The sequence below is a fragment of the Streptomyces sp. Je 1-332 genome (genome assembly GCF_040730185.1).
GTDB lineage: Bacteria > Actinomycetota > Actinomycetes > Streptomycetales > Streptomycetaceae > Streptomyces.
Window position 1 is genome coordinate 4,211,184 of record NZ_CP160402.1, and the last position, 16,427, is coordinate 4,227,610.

General features: G+C 70.6%; 12 protein-coding genes. 5 read left to right on the top strand and 7 right to left on the bottom strand.

Translation table 11 applies throughout. The annotated features are described in order from the left end of the window. Nucleotides 1-113: 113 nt before the first annotated feature. Nucleotides 114-941 carry a carbon-nitrogen family hydrolase gene (locus ABXJ52_RS19060; protein WP_367043796.1) on the top strand — a complete coding sequence of 276 codons (828 nt, stop codon included), beginning with the start codon at nucleotides 114-116 and terminating at the stop codon, nucleotides 939-941. A gap of 17 nt (nucleotides 942-958) precedes the next feature. Here ABXJ52_RS19060 and ABXJ52_RS19065 read toward each other — a convergent pair whose 3' ends face one another. The 5 genes from ABXJ52_RS19065 to ABXJ52_RS19085 all read right to left on the bottom strand — a co-directional run bounded on the left by ABXJ52_RS19065 (nucleotide 959) and on the right by ABXJ52_RS19085 (nucleotide 8,220). Then, the gene (locus tag ABXJ52_RS19065) at nucleotides 959-1,456 is read right to left on the bottom strand and encodes an LURP-one-related family protein (RefSeq protein WP_367043797.1); all 498 of its coding nucleotides are present in this window, start codon (nucleotides 1,454-1,456) and stop codon (nucleotides 959-961) included. Between the two features lie 314 nt (nucleotides 1,457-1,770). Further along, nucleotides 1,771-3,942, bottom strand: a complete 2,172-nt coding sequence (locus ABXJ52_RS19070) for a BTAD domain-containing putative transcriptional regulator (protein WP_367043798.1) — start codon at nucleotides 3,940-3,942, stop codon at nucleotides 1,771-1,773. 168 nt (nucleotides 3,943-4,110) lie between these two features. Further along, nucleotides 4,111-4,332: a DUF6458 family protein gene (locus ABXJ52_RS19075; RefSeq protein ID WP_367043799.1), complete on the bottom strand. Its 222-nt coding sequence runs from the start codon at nucleotides 4,330-4,332 to the stop codon at nucleotides 4,111-4,113. 115 nt (nucleotides 4,333-4,447) lie between these two features. Then, nucleotides 4,448-5,752 carry a M18 family aminopeptidase gene (locus tag ABXJ52_RS19080; protein WP_367043800.1) on the bottom strand — a complete coding sequence of 435 codons (1,305 nt, stop codon included), beginning with the start codon at nucleotides 5,750-5,752 and terminating at the stop codon, nucleotides 4,448-4,450. A gap of 635 nt (nucleotides 5,753-6,387) precedes the next feature. After that, a complete protein-coding gene (locus ABXJ52_RS19085) occupies nucleotides 6,388-8,220 on the bottom strand; it encodes an acyl-CoA dehydrogenase (protein ID WP_367043801.1) in 1,833 nt (610 codons plus the stop codon). A gap of 144 nt (nucleotides 8,221-8,364) precedes the next feature. Here ABXJ52_RS19085 and ABXJ52_RS19090 point away from each other — a divergent pair, with 144 nt between their 5' ends. The 3 genes from ABXJ52_RS19090 to ABXJ52_RS19100 all read left to right on the top strand — a co-directional run bounded on the left by ABXJ52_RS19090 (nucleotide 8,365) and on the right by ABXJ52_RS19100 (nucleotide 11,047). Beyond that, nucleotides 8,365-8,853 carry an SseB family protein gene (locus ABXJ52_RS19090; RefSeq protein WP_363210398.1) on the top strand — a complete coding sequence of 163 codons (489 nt, stop codon included), beginning with the start codon at nucleotides 8,365-8,367 and terminating at the stop codon, nucleotides 8,851-8,853. 123 nt (nucleotides 8,854-8,976) lie between these two features. Next, nucleotides 8,977-9,933 carry a pirin family protein gene (locus ABXJ52_RS19095; protein ID WP_367043802.1) on the top strand — a complete coding sequence of 319 codons (957 nt, stop codon included), beginning with the start codon at nucleotides 8,977-8,979 and terminating at the stop codon, nucleotides 9,931-9,933. A gap of 46 nt (nucleotides 9,934-9,979) precedes the next feature. Continuing rightward, nucleotides 9,980-11,047, top strand: a complete 1,068-nt coding sequence (locus tag ABXJ52_RS19100; RefSeq protein ID WP_367043803.1) for an AI-2E family transporter — start codon at nucleotides 9,980-9,982, stop codon at nucleotides 11,045-11,047. Nucleotides 11,048-11,103: 56 nt separating this feature from the next. Here ABXJ52_RS19100 and ABXJ52_RS19105 read toward each other — a convergent pair whose 3' ends face one another. Beyond that, nucleotides 11,104-13,272 carry a SpoIIE family protein phosphatase gene (locus ABXJ52_RS19105; protein ID WP_367043804.1) on the bottom strand — a complete coding sequence of 723 codons (2,169 nt, stop codon included), beginning with the start codon at nucleotides 13,270-13,272 and terminating at the stop codon, nucleotides 11,104-11,106. 163 nt (nucleotides 13,273-13,435) lie between these two features. Here ABXJ52_RS19105 and aspS point away from each other — a divergent pair, with 163 nt between their 5' ends. Beyond that, nucleotides 13,436-15,220 carry an aspartate--tRNA ligase gene (aspS, locus tag ABXJ52_RS19110; RefSeq protein ID WP_367043805.1) on the top strand — a complete coding sequence of 595 codons (1,785 nt, stop codon included), beginning with the start codon at nucleotides 13,436-13,438 and terminating at the stop codon, nucleotides 15,218-15,220. A gap of 86 nt (nucleotides 15,221-15,306) precedes the next feature. Here aspS and ABXJ52_RS19115 read toward each other — a convergent pair whose 3' ends face one another. Next, a complete protein-coding gene (locus ABXJ52_RS19115; RefSeq protein ID WP_367043807.1) occupies nucleotides 15,307-16,221 on the bottom strand; it encodes a hypothetical protein in 915 nt (304 codons plus the stop codon). Nucleotides 16,222-16,427: the final 206 nt, after the last annotated feature.

The following is a 16,427-nucleotide window of genomic DNA, read 5'->3' on the forward strand; positions in this document are numbered from 1 at the left end:
GGGCGGTGGGTGTCTGAGACGTTAAGTTACGCTGCCCGCAGGCACCCCGGCAGTGCTTTCGTGTGACGATCGTAGGCCTGCATTGACGGCTCGAATGCCAGGACGGTGGTAGTGTGCGCGCCTCCCTCATCCAGATCGCCGTAGACGAGGGCGAATCGGTCAATTTCCGCCGGTCACGGGTCTCTTCACTGGTATGTGAGGTAGCGGAGCGTGAGCGGCCGGATCTCGTCGTTCTCCCCGAACTGTGGACAACGGGCGCATTCGCGTACGAGTCGTTCGCGGACGAGGCGGAGCCGCTCGAGGGGCCCACGTACGAGGCGATGGCCAAGGCCGCGAGGGACGCGGGCGTCTGGCTGCACGCGGGGTCGATTCCGGAGCGTGCCGCTTCGGAAGACGCCACGGAGGGATCGGCCGATGACCTCTACAACACCTCGCTCGTTTTCTCGCCCGAGGGCGAACTGGCCGCCTCCTACCGGAAGATCCACCGCTTCGGCTTCGACAAGGGCGAGGCCGTCCTGATGGGGGCGGGCAGCGAGCTGGTGACGGTGCGGATGCCCGACACGGTGATCGGGCTCGCCACGTGCTACGACCTCCGCTTCCCCGAAATGTTCCGTGGGCTCGTCGACGCGGGCGCCGAGATGTTCGTCGTCCCCGCGGGCTGGCCCGCGCGGCGGCGTGAGCACTGGACGCTGCTCGCACGGGCGCGGGCGGTCGAGGACCAGGTGTACGTCCTGGCGTGCGGCACGGGCGGTACGCACGCCGGGGTTCCCCAGGCCGGGCACAGCATCGTCGTCGACCCGTGGGGCGCGGTGCTGGCCGAGGCGGGGGACGGCGAGGAGGTCCTCACCGTCGAGCTCGACCCGGCGAAGGTCGCGGCCACGCGCGAGCAGTTCCCCGCGCTGAAGGACCGGCTCCTCGGGCTGGACGCTCCTCGGCGCTGAGGGCGCGCCCGCCCCGCTCAGTCGTCGTCGCCCCGCTCCTTCTCGGCCAGGCGGATCACGCAGACCGCGACGGCCAGGAGGAGGGACGCGTCGGCGTCGTCCCGGACGATCTGGAGGCCGTACGTGTCACGGACCCGGAACCAGCGGCGGGAGATGTCGGCCAGGAGTTCGCCGTCGTACTCGATGGCGAACTCGCGGTCCAGGATCTTGCCGCTCACGTCGAGCTCGGTGCCGTCGACCAGGTCCACGCGGTAGTGGTTGCGCAGCAGCGAGAGCCGTTTGCGCTTGATCGTGGCCAGCGCTTCGCCGTCCCGCTCGATCACCATCGTGTCGCGCAGCGAGAGCATCTTGGCGTGGATGTCGATGAGGACGCGGCCCTCCATGTCCTTCAGCTCGAAGGTCTCGCGCAGCCGCATCGCCTTGCCGTCGACGAGGAAGACCTTCTGTCCCTGGTCGTCCTCGATCCAGTAGTCGTCACCGATGCCGAGCAGCCGGTCGCGTACGAGAAGTTTCATGGGGCGATGCCTACCCCGTGGCGGGCATGACACAGCCGGCCCGTGCCACTCGGGGGAAAGTGGGGCACAGACCGGCTGTGGATCAGGGGAGGACGCGCAGTCTCTATGACGTGGCGCCGTCGGTACGACGTGGTGTCGTCGTTATGACGTGGCGCGTCCTCGGTTGCGGGCGACGCGAGCGGTACGAGCGGTGGTGCGCATGGCGGTGACTCCCCCGTGAGCGGCGGTCGTTCGGGCTTGCTCCGATGAGCCTGCCGCTTGCCGCTGGCGTTCCGCTAACACCTGGCTAATGACTCGGCAGCGCCGGACCGGGGTCAGGCGGAGGAGTCGGGGACGGACCGCCGCAGCTCCTCGGGCCGGGGCCGGCGGAGCGTCGTGGTCACGGGCCCGTCCAGGACGCGGGCGAACAGCCGCACCAGATCGGGCAGGACGTAGCGTCCCGCTCCCTCTTCCCGGATCAGGTGGACCGCGGCGAGGCGGTCGAGGCCTTGGCGCGCGGTGGACACGTTCGTGCCCGCGAGCGCCGCCGCCGCGGGCGCGTCGACCTCCGCGGTGGCGGACCGGGTGAGTGAGGAGAGCAACCAGGTGTCGCTGCCGGGGAGTTGGGCCACCGACGTACGCAGGGCGGCCGCGACGCCGGTGTCCTCGGCGGAGAGCAGGGCCAGCCGCTGCTCCTCGTCGGCGAGTTCCGCGGCGAGCCCGGCCACGGTCCGCTGGGGGCGCCCGATGAGCCTGGCGGCGGCGATGCGCAGGGCTAGCGGGAGGCCGTCGCACAGACGGGCGACCTGGCGTACGTCCTCGGGGTCGGCGGCGTCGGCACTCTGCCCCAGGGCGCGCAGGAACACTTCGGCGCCGTCACTCTCGCTGAGCGGGTCGATGTGCACCGGGCGGGCGCAGTCGGACGCGACGAGGCCGTCGAGACGGACGCGGCTGGTGATGAGGGTGGTGCAGCGCGTCGCGCCCGGCAGGAGGGGGCGGACCTGGGCGGAGTCGTGGGCGTTGTCGAGTACGACGAGGAGACGCCGCTCGGCGAGGAGCGAGCGGTACAGGGCCGACGCCGGTTCGATGCCGGCCGGCACGTCCTGCGATCGCACTCCCAGGGCGACGAGGAACTCGCGCAGGATGCGTTCGGGGTGGGCGGGGGAGCCGCCGCTGAACCCGCGCAGGTCGGCGAAGAGGTGCCCCTCCGGGTGGAGGGCCGCGTGCTGGTGCGCCCAGTGCAGGGCGATGGCCGTCTTTCCCACGCCCGCGGCGCCGGTGAGGACGACGATGGGCGCTTCCGTCTCCTCGGCGAGTACGGCTTCCAGGGCGGCGAGTTGTTCTTCGCGGGCGGCGAAGGCGCGGGGCGCTCTCGGCAGGAGGCGGGGGATCGTGGGGCCGTCCGCCGGGGCGGGGGCGTCGGGAGCGCCGGGTGCTGTGGGCGAGGCGTGTGTGGTGGATGCGGTGGACGTGCTGGCCGTGGCGAGGGGGGCGTTCTGGCCTCTGACGCCCTGGCGTTCGGCGCCCGGCGTCGAGGTCCGCGCCTGCGCCTGCCCGCCGCCGGACTCGCGGCTCTGCCCGGCCGGGGAGGCTCCCGCTCGCTGCGGCGGGCGGCTTCCCTCGGCGGCTCCGGCGGGGACGGGGGCTCCGGCCCCGGAGGGCGTCGCGGACGCCGCGGGCGCCGCCTTCGCGCCGCCCAGGCCCAGGTCGTACCGCCCCCGGCGGCGCGGCGGAGGAGCGCCGAGCGTCGGGTGGGCCCCGGTGTCGGGCTCACCGGCGAGGATCTCCTCGTACGCCCGGCGCAGCTTCTTGCCGGGGTCCACGCCGAGCTCCTCGGCGAGGAGCTCCCGCGTCCGGTTGAAGTACTCCAGTGCCTCGGACTGCCGGCCGCACCGCTGCAGCGCCCGCATCAGGGCCGCCACCAGGCTCTCCCGCAGCGGGTGCCGGACCGACTCGGCGCTCAGCAGACCCACGGCCTGCCCGTGCGAGCCGAGGCGCCCGTACGCGTCCGCGAGCTGTTCGACGGTGACGAGGCGGCTCTCCTCAAGGCTCCGCGCGGCGGCCAGCATCGGCTCCGTGGCGACGGTGCCGGTCAGCGCGGGCCCGTTCCACAGCGCGAGCGCCTCCCGCAGCATCAGGGCCGCGTCCGAAGGCTCCTTCTGCCGTCCGGCGAGTTTGACGAGGTCCTCGAAACGGCTGACATCGAGCAGGGATTCCGGGAGCTGGAGGGCGTACGCACCGCCCTGCGTGGCGAGTTCCACGCCGTACGCGTCCAGGCCCGCCTCGACGAGCAGGGCGCGCAGCCGGGAGATGTGGCCCTGGATGACGGTGCGTGCGTGCAGCGGCGGTTCGCCGTCCCACAGGGTCTCGGTCAGGGCGTCCACCGAGACCGGGGTGCCGGCCCGCAGCAGCAGCGCGGCGAGCAGACTGCGGCGCTTGGCGGGGCCCAGGGGGACGGCTCCGCTGCCTCCGGCGACGCTCACCGGTCCGAGCAGCTGGAACTCCACCTGGCCTCAACTCCTCTGCCGCGCCTGCGACTGCGCCTGCGCCTCGCGCTTCGAATCACGCTTCGAACAAGGCTCAAGAGTATCGCCGGGCCCGGCGGCCATGGAGGCGGCTGCCGGGCCCGGCGACGAGGCGTGGCTGAAACGTCCCCCCGCGAGCGGGAGCGGACGTCAGTAGCGGTGGTGGTGGTCGTCTTCCGTCTCGACCACCGTCGCACCCGGCGGCACGACCGTCTTGCGGCGCGCGTTGGTGAACGCGGCGACACCGATCACGCCCACAGCCATCATGATCAGACCGGTGACGGTGAGGTTGATGCCTTCCATCTCCCAGTCGGTGGCGAACGCGAGGATGGCGCCCGCGGCGATCAGAATGATGCATCCGCCCAGGCCCATGAGGACCGCCTCCCTAAGTCGTGGCAGGGCAACCGGGTACCCGGACCTCGCACAGTCACACGGAGAAGCGGAAATCGGCGTTCAGTTCACGGAACTCGGCCCTCGTTCGCGGAACTCAGCCTTCCAGGAAGGCCACCAGGGCGTTGGCGAGCAGGTGCGGGTCGTCCGCGCCGCACAGCTCGCGCACGCTGTGCATGGAGAGGATCGCGACGCCGATGTCGACGGTCTTGATGCCGTGCCGGGCCGCGGTGATCGGCCCGATCGTCGTGCCGCAGGGCATGGCGTTGTTCGAGACGAAGTTCTGGAAGGGCACCCCGGCCTTCTCGCACGCGGCGGCGAACACGGCCCGTCCGGCGCCGTCCGTGGCGTACCGGTTGTTGACGTTGACCTTGAGGATCGGGCCGCCGTTGGCGCGCGGGTGGTGCGTCGGGTCGTGCCGCTCGGCGTAGTTGGGGTGCACGGCGTGGCCCGTGTCGGAGGAGAGGCAGACGGTGCCGGCGAAGGCGCGGGCCCTGTCCTCGTACGTGCCGCCGCGCGCGAAGACGGAGCGTTCGAGGACGCTGCCGAGGAGCGGGCCGTCCGCGCCGGTGTCGGACTGGGAGCCGTTCTCCTCGTGGTCGAAGGCGGCGAGCACCGGGATGTACGGCAGGGCGTCGGCGTCGTCCCCGGTGGCGACGGCGGCGAGCGCCGCCGTACAGGCGTGCACGGACAGGAGGTTGTCCATCCGCGGGCCCGCGATGAGGTCGCTGTCGCGGCCGAGGTAGGAGGGCGCCTCGATGGGGTGCGTCATCAGGTCCCAGCCGGTGACGTCGCCGGCGGTGAGCCCCGCCTCCTCCTCCAGGAACTGGATGAGGTCGCCGTCGTGCACGTCGTCGCCGAGGCCCCAGATGGGCTGCATGTGCTTCTGCTTGTCGAGCTTGAGGCCGTCGCTGACGACTCCGCGGTCCATGTGGATCGCCAGCTGCGGGACGCGCAGCAGGGCCCGGTCGACGTTCACCAGGCGCGTGGTGCCGTCCCGCAGCGAGAGCCTGCCCGCGAGGCCGAGGTCGCGGTCGAGCCAGGAGTTGAGCAGCGGGCCGCCGTAGATCTCGACGGCGACCTGCCGCCAGCCGTGCGCGCCCGCGTCCGGCCGGGGCTTGACGCGGAGGTTCGGGGAGTCGGTGTGGGCGCCGACGATGCGGTACGGGGTGTGCGCGGACGCCCCTTCGGGGACGAACCAGGCCACGATCGCGCCGCCGCGCTGCACGTACTTCCCGCCGGTCGATCCGTCCCAGGCGTCGGTCTCGTCGACCTGCCGGAAACCGGCCTTCTCCAGCCGCTCCGCGGCGGACGCCACGGCGTGGTACGGCGAGGGGCTCGCCGCGAGGAAGGTCAGCAGATCGTCGGAGTGGCCGCGGTCGAAGCGGGCAGGTGTGCTCATGGCTTCCAGCCTAGCTAGCGGTTACCCCCTGGCGAGGGGGGCCTTTTCCGGGAGTTTCCGTACCGGATCTGCCCGTATCCCGGGCCGGAGTACCGCGCTCCACCCGCCACGCCGCCCGGTCCGCCGCCGCGCGCCGGCCTCATCCCCCGGCCGTCGGCTGCCTGCGGCGCCGTCGCCACCTGGCCCGGCGCTGCGCGCCGGATCTTTCCCGCCCACCCGCCCGATCACCCGGCATCCTGCCCGTTGCCCGTTGGCGGCCGGTGACCTGCGGCGCCGTCGTCACCAGGCCGGGCGCTGCGCGCCGGATCTTTCCCGCCCGCCCACCCGATCACCCGGCATCCTGTCCGTTGCCCGTTGGCGGGCGCTCCGCGCCGGATGTTTCCTGCCCAGCCGTCCGATTGCCCGCCATCCTGTCTTGGCCGCTGGTGAACGGGTGGGTGGGCGGGGGAGAACCGCCGAAGCGGTGGTGCAGGTGGGAGCGGTGCCGCTGGCGAAGGGCGGTCAGCCTAGGGCGCGGGGTGATCGGGTGGGCGGGTGGGAGGGAACGGACCCGCAGCGGCGCCTCAGCCGGGGAGAGAGCGGAGTGGCCCGCCCCCGGAGCGGGAGCGGGCCACCCTCACAGTGACGCTGAGGGACTAGAACGCCGCCTCGTCCAGTTCCATCAGGCCCAGGTCGACGCCCTCGGCCAGCTTCCGCTCGGCCGAGACGCCCGGCAGGACGTTCGCGGCGAAGAACTTGGCCGCCGCGATCTTGCCCTCGTAGAAGGCCTTGTCCTTGGCCGAAGCCGTGCCCGACTCCAGCTTCTCCGCGGCCACCGCCGCGCCCCGCAGCAGCAGGTAGCCGACGACCACGTCGCCCGAGACCATCAGGAGACGGGTCGTGTTGAGGCCCACCTTGTAGATGGACTTGACGTCCGACTCCGTCGCCGCGAGGTCCGTCAGCATGACGCCGACGATGGCCTCAAGATCGACCGCGGCCTTGGCCAGCTCCTCGCGGGCCCCGGCCAGCGCGTCACCGCCCGTGCCGACCGCGAGGAACTTCTTGATCTCCTCGGCGAGGCCGTTCAGCGCGGCGCCCTGGTTGCGGACGATCTTCCGGAAGAAGTAGTCCTGGCCCTGGATCGCCGTCGTGCCCTCGTAGAGAGTGTCGATCTTGGCGTCACGGATGTACTGCTCGACGGGGTACTCCTGGAGGTACCCCGAGCCGCCGAACGTCTGGAGCGACTGCGCCAGCTGCTCGTACGACTTCTCCGAGCCGTAGCCCTTGACGATGGGCAGCAGGAGGTCGTTCAGGGCGATCAGGGCCGACGCGTCCTCGCCCGCCGCCTCCTTGACCTGGATGTCGTCCTGGACGGCCGCGGTGTGCAGCACCAGGGCGCGCATGCCCTCCGCGTACGCCTTCTGCGTCATGAGGGAGCGGCGGACATCGGGGTGGTGGGTGATCGTCACCTTCGGCGCCGTCTTGTCCATGAACTGGGCCAGGTCGGGGCCCTGCACGCGCTCCTTGGCGTACTCCAGGGCGTTCAGGTAACCCGTCGAGAGCGTCGCGATGGCCTTCGTGCCGACCATCATGCGGGCGAACTCGATGATCATGAACATCTGGCGGATGCCGTCGTGCTTGTCGCCGATCAGCCAGCCCTTGGCGGGGTGCTGGTCGCCGAACGTCATCTCGCACGTGTTGGACGCCTTGAGGCCCATCTTGTGCTCGACGTTCGTCGCGTACACGCCGTTGCGCTCGCCTAGCTCGCCGGTCTCCCAGTCGAACTCGTACTTCGGGACGAGGAAGAGCGAGAGGCCCTTCGTGCCGGGGCCGTGGCCCTCGGGGCGGGCGAGGACGTAGTGGAGGATGTTCTCCGACATGTCGTGCTCACCGGACGTGATGAAGCGCTTCACGCCCTCGATGTGCCAGGAGCCGTCCTCCTGCTTGATGGCCTTGGTGCGGCCCGCGCCGACGTCCGAGCCGGCGTCCGGCTCGGTCAGGACCATCGTCGAGCCCCACTGCTTCTCGACGGCGATCGCGGCGATCTTCTTCTGCGCGTCGTTGCCCTCGTCGTGCAGGATGCCCGCGAACGCGGGGCCCGAGGAGTACATCCACACGGCCGGGTTGGCGCCGAGGAGCAGCTCCGCGTAACCCCAGATCAGGGAGCGGGGCGCGGTCGTGCCGCCGATGCCCTCGGGCAGGCCGAGGCGCCAGTACTCGGAGTCCATGAAGGCCTGGTAGCTCTTCTTGAAGGACGCGGGCACGGGAGCGGTGTTGGTGGCCGGGTCGAAGACCGGCGGGTTGCGGTCGGCGTCCTCGAAGGACTCGGCCAGCTCGTTCTCGGCGAGGCGGCGCAGCTCTTCGAGGATGCTCTTGGCGGTGTCGACGTCCATCTCGGCGAACGGGCCGGTGCCGTACAGCTTGTCGCGGCCGAGCACCTCGAAGAGGTTGAACTCGATGTCGCGGAGATTCGACTTGTAGTGCCCCATGGCGACGGCTCCGTAAGCAGAAAGGGATCAACAGGATCTGTACCAGCAAGTAGCTACGATGATGCTACCCGCCAGTAATAAGAAGCAACCCCTAATAGGGCATCTGTGACTCAGTCCTCGTGCGGGCTCAGTAGTCTTGCGGGCATGTACGGCTACGACCAGAGCCCAGGCGCCCAGCAGCAGTACGCCCCGCCCGGGGCCCAGCCGCCGCCGCAGCAGATGCCAGGCGGCGCGCAAGGGTACGCACAGCAGCCTCCGCTCTACCCCGAGCCGTCGCCCCCGTCCCTGGCGGACGCGGTGCGCGCCTTCACCACGGGCTCGATGTCCGCCGAGGACTTCCAGCAGGCCTTCGCCACCTCGAAGGTCTACTGCCCGCGTGGCGACAACCCCGGCTTCCTCGCCCTGCACAACACCCAGCAGCCGGTCATCCCGATGTTCACCTCCCTCAAGGAGCTGCGCCGGTACGCGGGCAAGGAGTCCAAGTACTTCGTGATCACGGGCGCGGAAGTCATCGACCTGCTCCCCACCGGCTACGGCTTCGTCCTCGACATGGAGGGCGAGCACCGCATGGTCTTCGACGCGAAGGCGGTCGAACAGATGGTCGACTTCGCGATGCGAAGGATGTACGGCTAGCCGCCGTCCGCGACATCAGGCCACCCGGGACGCCCGGAGGGAATTCCCTCCGGGCGTTCCGCGTTCCCGGTGGCAAGAAGTTCTACGTTCAACTAAAGTGGACGTACGAAGAAGGAGGCCGACATGCCCGCTGTGACCGTCGAGAACCCGCTGACCCTGCCCCGTGTGGCCGCGTCCGGCGACGCCGTGGCCCGCCCCGTGCTCGCCGTGACGACCGCGCCCAGCGGCTTCGAGGGCGAGGGCTTCCCGGTGCGCCGGGCCTTCGCGGGGATCAACTACAAGTACCTCGACCCGTTCATCATGATGGACCAGATGGGTGAGGTGGAGTACGGAGCCGGGGAGCCGAAGGGCACCCCCTGGCACCCGCACCGCGGCTTCGAGACGGTCACGTACCTGATCGACGGCACCTTCGTGCACCAGGACTCGAACGGCGGCGGCGGCACCATCCAGAACGGCGACACCCAGTGGATGACGGCCGGCAGCGGCCTCCTGCACATCGAGGCGCCGCCGGAGTCCCTCGTCCAGTCCGGCGGCCTCTTCCACGGCCTCCAGCTGTGGGTGAACCTGCCCGCGCGGGACAAGATGATGGACCCCCGCTACCAGGACATCCGCGGCGGCCAGGTGCAGCTGCTCACCTCGCCCGACGGCGGCGCGCTCCTGCGCGTCATCGCCGGTGAGCTCGACGGGCACCAGGGCCCCGGCATCACGCACACGCCGATCACGATGATCCACGCGACGGTCCGCCCCGGCGCGGAGGTCACCCTGCCCTGGCGCGAGGACTTCAACGGCCTCGCGTACGTCCTGGCCGGGCGCGGCACGGCCGGTGCCGAGCGCCGCCCGGTGCACATGGGCCAGACGGCCGTCTTCGGCGCGGGCTCGTCGCTGACCGTCCGCGCGGACGAGAAGCAGGACGGGAACACCCCCGACCTGGAGGTCGTGCTGCTCGGCGGACAGCCGATCCGTGAGCCGATGGCGCACTACGGCCCGTTCGTGATGAACAGTCAGGCCGAGCTGCAGCAGGCCTTCGAGGACTTCCAGAAGGGGCTGCTCGGCAAGGTGCCAGCGGTGCACGGCATGTAGCCGCGCACAAGGTGCGGCGCCGCCCGCGCCATGCTCGGGTAGGAGGGTGAGCACCCTTCTGCCCGAGCCCGTACGCCGCGCCGCCGCCTGGTGCGTCGTCCTCCTGCTCGTCGCCGGCGTGGCCGGCGTGGCGATCTGGCTCTTCGTCACCTTCAAGACGGCCGTCACCCCGGTGCTGCTCGCCCTCCTCGGCACGGCGCTCCTCGGGCCCGTCTACCGCTGGCTCCTGAAGATGAAGGTGCAGCGGTCGCTGGCCGCCGGGCTGACCTGCGCGGTCATCGTCGCGGTCGTCGGCGGCGCCATGTACATCGTGGTCAAGGCCCTGATCGACACCGGCGACCAGATCGTCGCCTCCCTGAAGCAGGCCGCGGCCGACCTCACCGAACACTTCGGTGCGGCGGGTACCTCCCTGGACGACATGGCGTCCAACGCCAAGGAACTGCTCGGCAAGTTCGGCGGCTCGGCCGCGTCCGGGGTGATCAGCGGGCTCAGCGTCGTCGGCGAGATGATCGCGATGGCCGTCCTCGCGCTGCTGCTCGTCTTCTTCTTCCTGCGCGACTCCGAACGGGCCCTTGGCTCCATGCGCTCGCTCGCGCCGCGCGGCAGCGCCGACACCGTCGAGGCGATGGGGCGGCGCGCCTTCGAGGCCGTCGAGGGGTTCATGCGCGGCACCACGTTCATCGCGCTGATCGACGCCATCTGCATCACCGCAGGGCTGCTGATCCTGCGGGTGCCGGGGGCGTGGGGGCTCGGCGCGCTCGTGTTCATCGGCGCCTACATCCCCTACCTGGGGGCGTTCATCTCCGGCGCGGTCGCCGTCCTCGTGGCGCTCGCCGACCGGGGCTTCGTCATCGCCTTGTGGGCGCTCGGCGTCGTACTCGCCGTGCAGGTCCTGGAGGGGCACGTCCTCCAGCCGGTGATCCAGTCGCGGACCGTGCAGATGCATCCGGCGGTCGTCATGCTGGCGATCGCCGCGGGGGCGTCCGTGGCGGGGATCTTGGGGATGCTGCTCGCGGTGCCGGTGACGGCGGCGGTCTTCGGGGTGATCTCCGAGCTGCGGGAGCGGAACGCGGCGGGGGATGTCGCGGGGGGATCAAGCCCGTCCGGCGTCTGAGGACGAACTCGGCGGAGCCGGTGACCGACGGCTCGCGAAGCCTCGGGCGCCGTCGCTCACTCGCCCGCGGCACCCTCGTACAGCTCGAACCAGATGCTCTTGCCCTCGCCCCTGGGGTCCACCCCCCACTCGTCGGCGAGGAGCTCCATCAGGACCAACCCCCGCCCCGACGAGGCCAGTTCACCGGGGTGGCGCTTGTGCGGCAGGTCGTCGCTGCTGTCGGAGACCTCGGCCCGCAGACGGCGCGAGCCCGGCTCCCCGATGACCTCGGCGACCAGCAGGGCGTCGCCGTCCGTGTGCACCAGTACGTTCGTGATCATCTCGGAGACCATCAGGACCGCCGAGTCGACCTGATCGGCCACGGCCCAGTCGTGCAGCAGCTCCCGCACATGGCGCCGCGCCCCCGCGATGCGCTCCGGCTCGGCCTGCGCGACGGTGAGGACGGTGCGGCGGGCGGGCGTGCGATGGGCGGGGTGGCCGGCCCTGCGCAGCAGCAGGACCGCTATGTCGTCCTCGCGGCGGTCCACGAGCGGCCCGGTGTTCTGGTGCGACGAGGGCCCGTGCACGGCCTGCACGAGGGTGTCGGCGAGCTCTTCGAGGCCGTCGTCGCCGTCGCCGCCGTCCTCCTCAAGGATCTTGCGGATCCGCTTCCAGCCGCTGTCCAGGTCGTGGCCGCCGGTCTCGATGAGGCCGTCGGTGCAGACCAGCATCGTCTCGTCCGGCTCCAGGACGAGGCGGGTCGTGGGGTAGTCGGCGTCCGGGTCGATGCCGAGCGGCAGGCCGCCCGCCGTGGGGCGCAGCAGGACCGTGCCGTCGCTCATCCGTATCGCGGGCTCCGGGTGGCCCGCGCGGGCGATCTCCAGGACGCCGGTGGCCGGGTCGGCCTCCACGTAGAGGCACGTCGCGAAGCGCGGGTCGGTGGGGTCGGTCGCGTCGTCATCGGAGGCGCCGTCCGAGCCCATCACGATGCCGTCCGTGATCCCCGACAGGAAACGGGTGGCCCGGGAGAGCACGGCGTCCGGCCGGTGGCCCTCGGACGCGTACGCGCGCAGGGCGATCCGCAGCTGCCCCATGAGCCCGGCCGCGCGCACGTCATGTCCTTGCACGTCACCGATGACGAACGCGATGCGGCCGTTGGGCAGCGGAATCATGTCGTACCAGTCGCCGCCCACCTGGAGCCCGCCGCCGGTCGGCACATACCGCGCCGCCACGCTCATCCCCGGGATACGCGGCCCGAGCAGCGGCAGCATCGAGCGCTGCAGCCCCTCGGTCAGCTCCCGCTCCGACTCGGCGACCCCGGCCCGCGACAGGGCCTGGGCCAGCATCCGGGCCACCGTCGTCAGGACGGAGCGCTCGTCCGGCGTGAACGACACGGGGTAGGCGAAGGCCGCCAGCCACGCGCCCATCGTGCGGCCCGCGACGGTCAGCGGCAGGAACGCCCACGACTGCCGGTCGAAGGGCTGGGCCAGCGGCCAGGTGGCGGGGTAGCGGCGGTGGTACTCCTCGGGCGAGGAGAGATAGACCGCGCGGCCCGTGCGGACCACCTCGGCGGCCGGATAGTCCGTGTCCAGGGTCATCGCCGAGAAGGGCAGGTCGTCCCCCGGCTGATGCCCGTAATGCCCGATGATCTTCAGCCGGTCGCCCTCGACCCCGAAGACACCGAGCCCGTCCGGCGAGAACCCCGGCATGGAGAGCCCGCTGGCGACCCGGAGCACCTCCTCCGTCGACCGCGCCTCGGCGAGCGCGCGCCCCGCGTCGAGCAGGAACGCCTCGCGGGAGCGCCGCCAGTCGCCGGTGACCGGGCTGCGGGCGGCGGCGCCCGGCGGCGGCTCGGTGACCTCTTGCAGGGTGCCGATGAGCTCGTACGTGTGCGCGGCCGCGTCCACGACGGGCTTGGAGCGGCTGCGCACGATGCGCACCACCCGGCCCTGGTCGTTCATGATCCGCAGCCGGGCCTCGGCGAGGGTGCCCTCGGCGACGGCGAGCTGGACGATGCCGTCGATCTCGTTCCAGTCGACGGGGTGGAAGCGGGAGCGCACGCCCGCCTCGGTGAGCGTCTGGGGGTGCGGGGGAAGCCCGAGGAGCCGGGCCGCCTCCGCGTCGAGGGTGACGGTGCCGGCCGCGTTGTCCCAGCGCCACAGGCCGGTGGCGATGGCCGCCAGGACGTCCCCTACGGGAGGCAGGGGTTCGTCCCCCGCCTGCTGCAAGGGATCATCGGTGCGCATTGACCCACTTTAGGAAGATCGACGGACAAGTCGCCACCGCCGGGGGTGGCGATGAGCGCTCCGGGGTGATCCGCGAAGTAATCCGGAAAGCGATCTCCGCCCGGACGGTAGCCTTAAGGCCTGTCTGCTCTCTCCCCTATTCGCGAAGACTGGATGAACGAAGATGCATCGGTACAGGTCCCACACCTGCGGCGAGCTCCGCGCCTCTGACGTCGGCTCCGACGTCCGGCTGAGCGGCTGGCTGCACAATCGCCGAGACCTGGGCGGCATCCTCTTCATCGATCTGCGCGACCACTACGGCATCACGCAGCTGGTGGCCCGCCCCGGCACGGCCGCCGCCGAGACGCTCGACAAGCTCTCCAAGGAGACGGTCGTCCGTATCGACGGCAAGGTCGTCTCGCGCGGCGCGGAGAACGTGAACCCCGAGCTGCCCACCGGCGAGGTCGAGATCGAGGCCGCCGAGGTCGAGGTGCTCGGCGCGGCCCAGCAGATCCCCTTCACGATCAACGCGGACGACGGCGTGAACGAGGAGCGGCGCCTTGAGTACCGCTTCCTGGACCTGCGCCGCGAGCGCATGCACCGCAACATCATGCTGCGCTCGTCCGTGATCGCCTCCATCCGCTCGAAGATGGTGGCCCTCGGCTTCAACGAGATGGCGACGCCGATCCTCGCCGCGACGTCCCCCGAGGGCGCCCGCGACTTCGTCGTGCCGTCCCGCCTGAACCCGGGCAAGTTCTACGCGCTGCCGCAGGCCCCGCAGCAGTTCAAGCAGCTCCTGATGATCTCGGGCTTCGACCGCTACTTCCAGATCGCGCCGTGCTTCCGCGACGAGGACGCGCGCGCGGACCGCTCGCCGGGCGAGTTCTACCAGCTCGACGTGGAGATGTCCTTCGTCGAGCAGGAGGACGTCTTCCAGCCGATCGAGAAGCTGATGACGGAGCTCTTCACGGAGCACGGGGGCGGCCGCGAGGTCACGTCCCCGTTCCCCCGCATCCCGTTCCGCGAGTCGATGCTGAAGTACGGCAACGACAAGCCGGACCTGCGCGCGAAGCTCGAACTGACCGACATCACGGACATCTTCGCCGACTCGGAGTTCAAGGCGTTCGCGGGCAAGCACGTCCGCGCCCTCCCGGTCCCCGACACGGCGTCGCAGTCCCGCAAGTTCTTCGACGGCCTCGGTGACTACGCGGTCGAGCAGGGCGCGAAGGGCCTCGCCTGGGTGCGGGTGGCCGAGGACGGCTCGCTGACGGGCCCGATCGCGAAGTTCCTGACGGAGGCGAACGTCGAGGAGCTGACGAAGCGCCTCTCCCTCGCACCCGGCCACGCGGTGTTCTTCGGGGCGGGCGAGTTCGACGAGGTCTCCAAGATCATGTCCGCCGTCCGCGTCGAGGCCGCGAAGCGCGCGGGCCACTTCGAGGAGGGCGTCTTCCGCTTCTGCTGGATCGTCGACTTCCCGATGTACGAGAAGGACGAGGAGACGGGCCGCATCGACTTCTCCCACAACCCCTTCTCGATGCCGCAGGGCGGCATGAAGGACCTGGAGGAGAAGGACCCGCTCGACATCCTCGCCTGGCAGTACGACATCGTCTGCAACGGCATCGAGCTGTCCTCCGGCGCGATCCGTAACCACGAGCCCGAGGTCATGCTGAAGGCCTTCGCGATCGCGGGCTACGAAGCGGAGACCGTGGAGCGGGAGTTCGCGGGCATGCTCCGCGCCTTCCGCCTCGGCGCCCCGCCGCACGGCGGCATCGCCCCCGGCGTCGACCGCATCGTCATGCTCCTCGCGGACGAGCCGAACATCCGCGAGACGATCGCGTTCCCGCTGAACGGCAACGCCCAGGACCTGATGATGGGCGCCCCGTCGGAGCTGGAGGAGAGCCGCCTGCGCGAACTGAACATCCAGCTGCGCAAGCCGGTTGCTTCCGGCAAGGGTGAGACGGAGAAGTAGCGCTGCAAGCAGCAGAGTCGAGGGCCCGGAACCGCTCTGGTTCCGGGCCCTTTCCGGTCTTGAGAGCCTCCACCGAGGCCGTGGTGCTACTCGCTCCGGTCCGACGTCTCGACGAACAGCTCGTCGGCATCGTCGACTGTGACGGCCCGGACGAGCCAGCGGTCGAGGGTGGCCAGGTCGGTACAAGCGTGGATCCGCTGGAGGGAACTGTCCGGGATCAGGATGCCGCGCACTTCCAGGAAGAGCAGGAGCGCCTCGACCTTGCCCTCGGCTTCGCCTTCTGCCTTGCCCTCCGCCTTACCTTCGAGGTACTTCTCCTCAGCGAGGGTCCCCTGACCCGGAAAGTAGATCGTCACGCCCATCACGTCCCTCCATGTCGCTCTGGCCGGGGTGTCTCCCAGACCGACGTCGAGCAGTTGCCAGTAGTAATCGATGGACCCGTCGTCGGCCGACCTCAACGCAACGGCCAGTGCGTCCAGTATGGCCAGGCAGTCGGGACTGCGCCCATGCATCAACGCGGAGAAGGCGGCGAAGGCGAGGTTCTGTGCGACTTCGTCGGGGTCGGTGATCATCGGTACGTTGTCAGGGCCTACGACCATCGGATGCACGCTGAGGGCTGTCCAGCCGTCGAGGCCGATCCTAAAAGGGCCCGCGGCCCATACGGACGTGGCCTTGTCCTGGCACACGACGAGTAGCAGTGCGGGGATGTTGTACTTCGAGTAGAGATACGAGAGGTAGTACCCCCAGCTCGCGGCCTTCTCCGGGTCCCGGCGCCCCTGAGCCTCGATGGCCAGCAGAAATGCGCTGCCGTTCGGTGCGCTGATGCGGAGCACGGTATCGATCCGGCGCTCTGGAGGCCGGATCTCGGTGACGTCCGGCGAGAGCACCTCGACGGATGGTCTCTCAGGAAGCGGAACGCCCAGGATCCGGAAGACCGGTGCCAGCAACTCCGGCCGCTGCTGGAAGATCCGGTGCGAGGCCTCGTGTTGTGATGTGACCATGTGGCGAAACTAAGCCGACCAAGGCCGGGGTTTCCGGTCAGCGGAAGGCGATCACTCCTTCGAGCGCGGACGAAACGTTCACGCCGCCGAGCGCGGACGAAACGTTCACGCCGCCGCGGCGCCTGATCGTACCGAGCCGGAGGGCGGGCGGGGTCGGTCGGTTAGGGGGTACCTGTTTTCAAGTTGGAGAGGACTGCTGCCAGTGC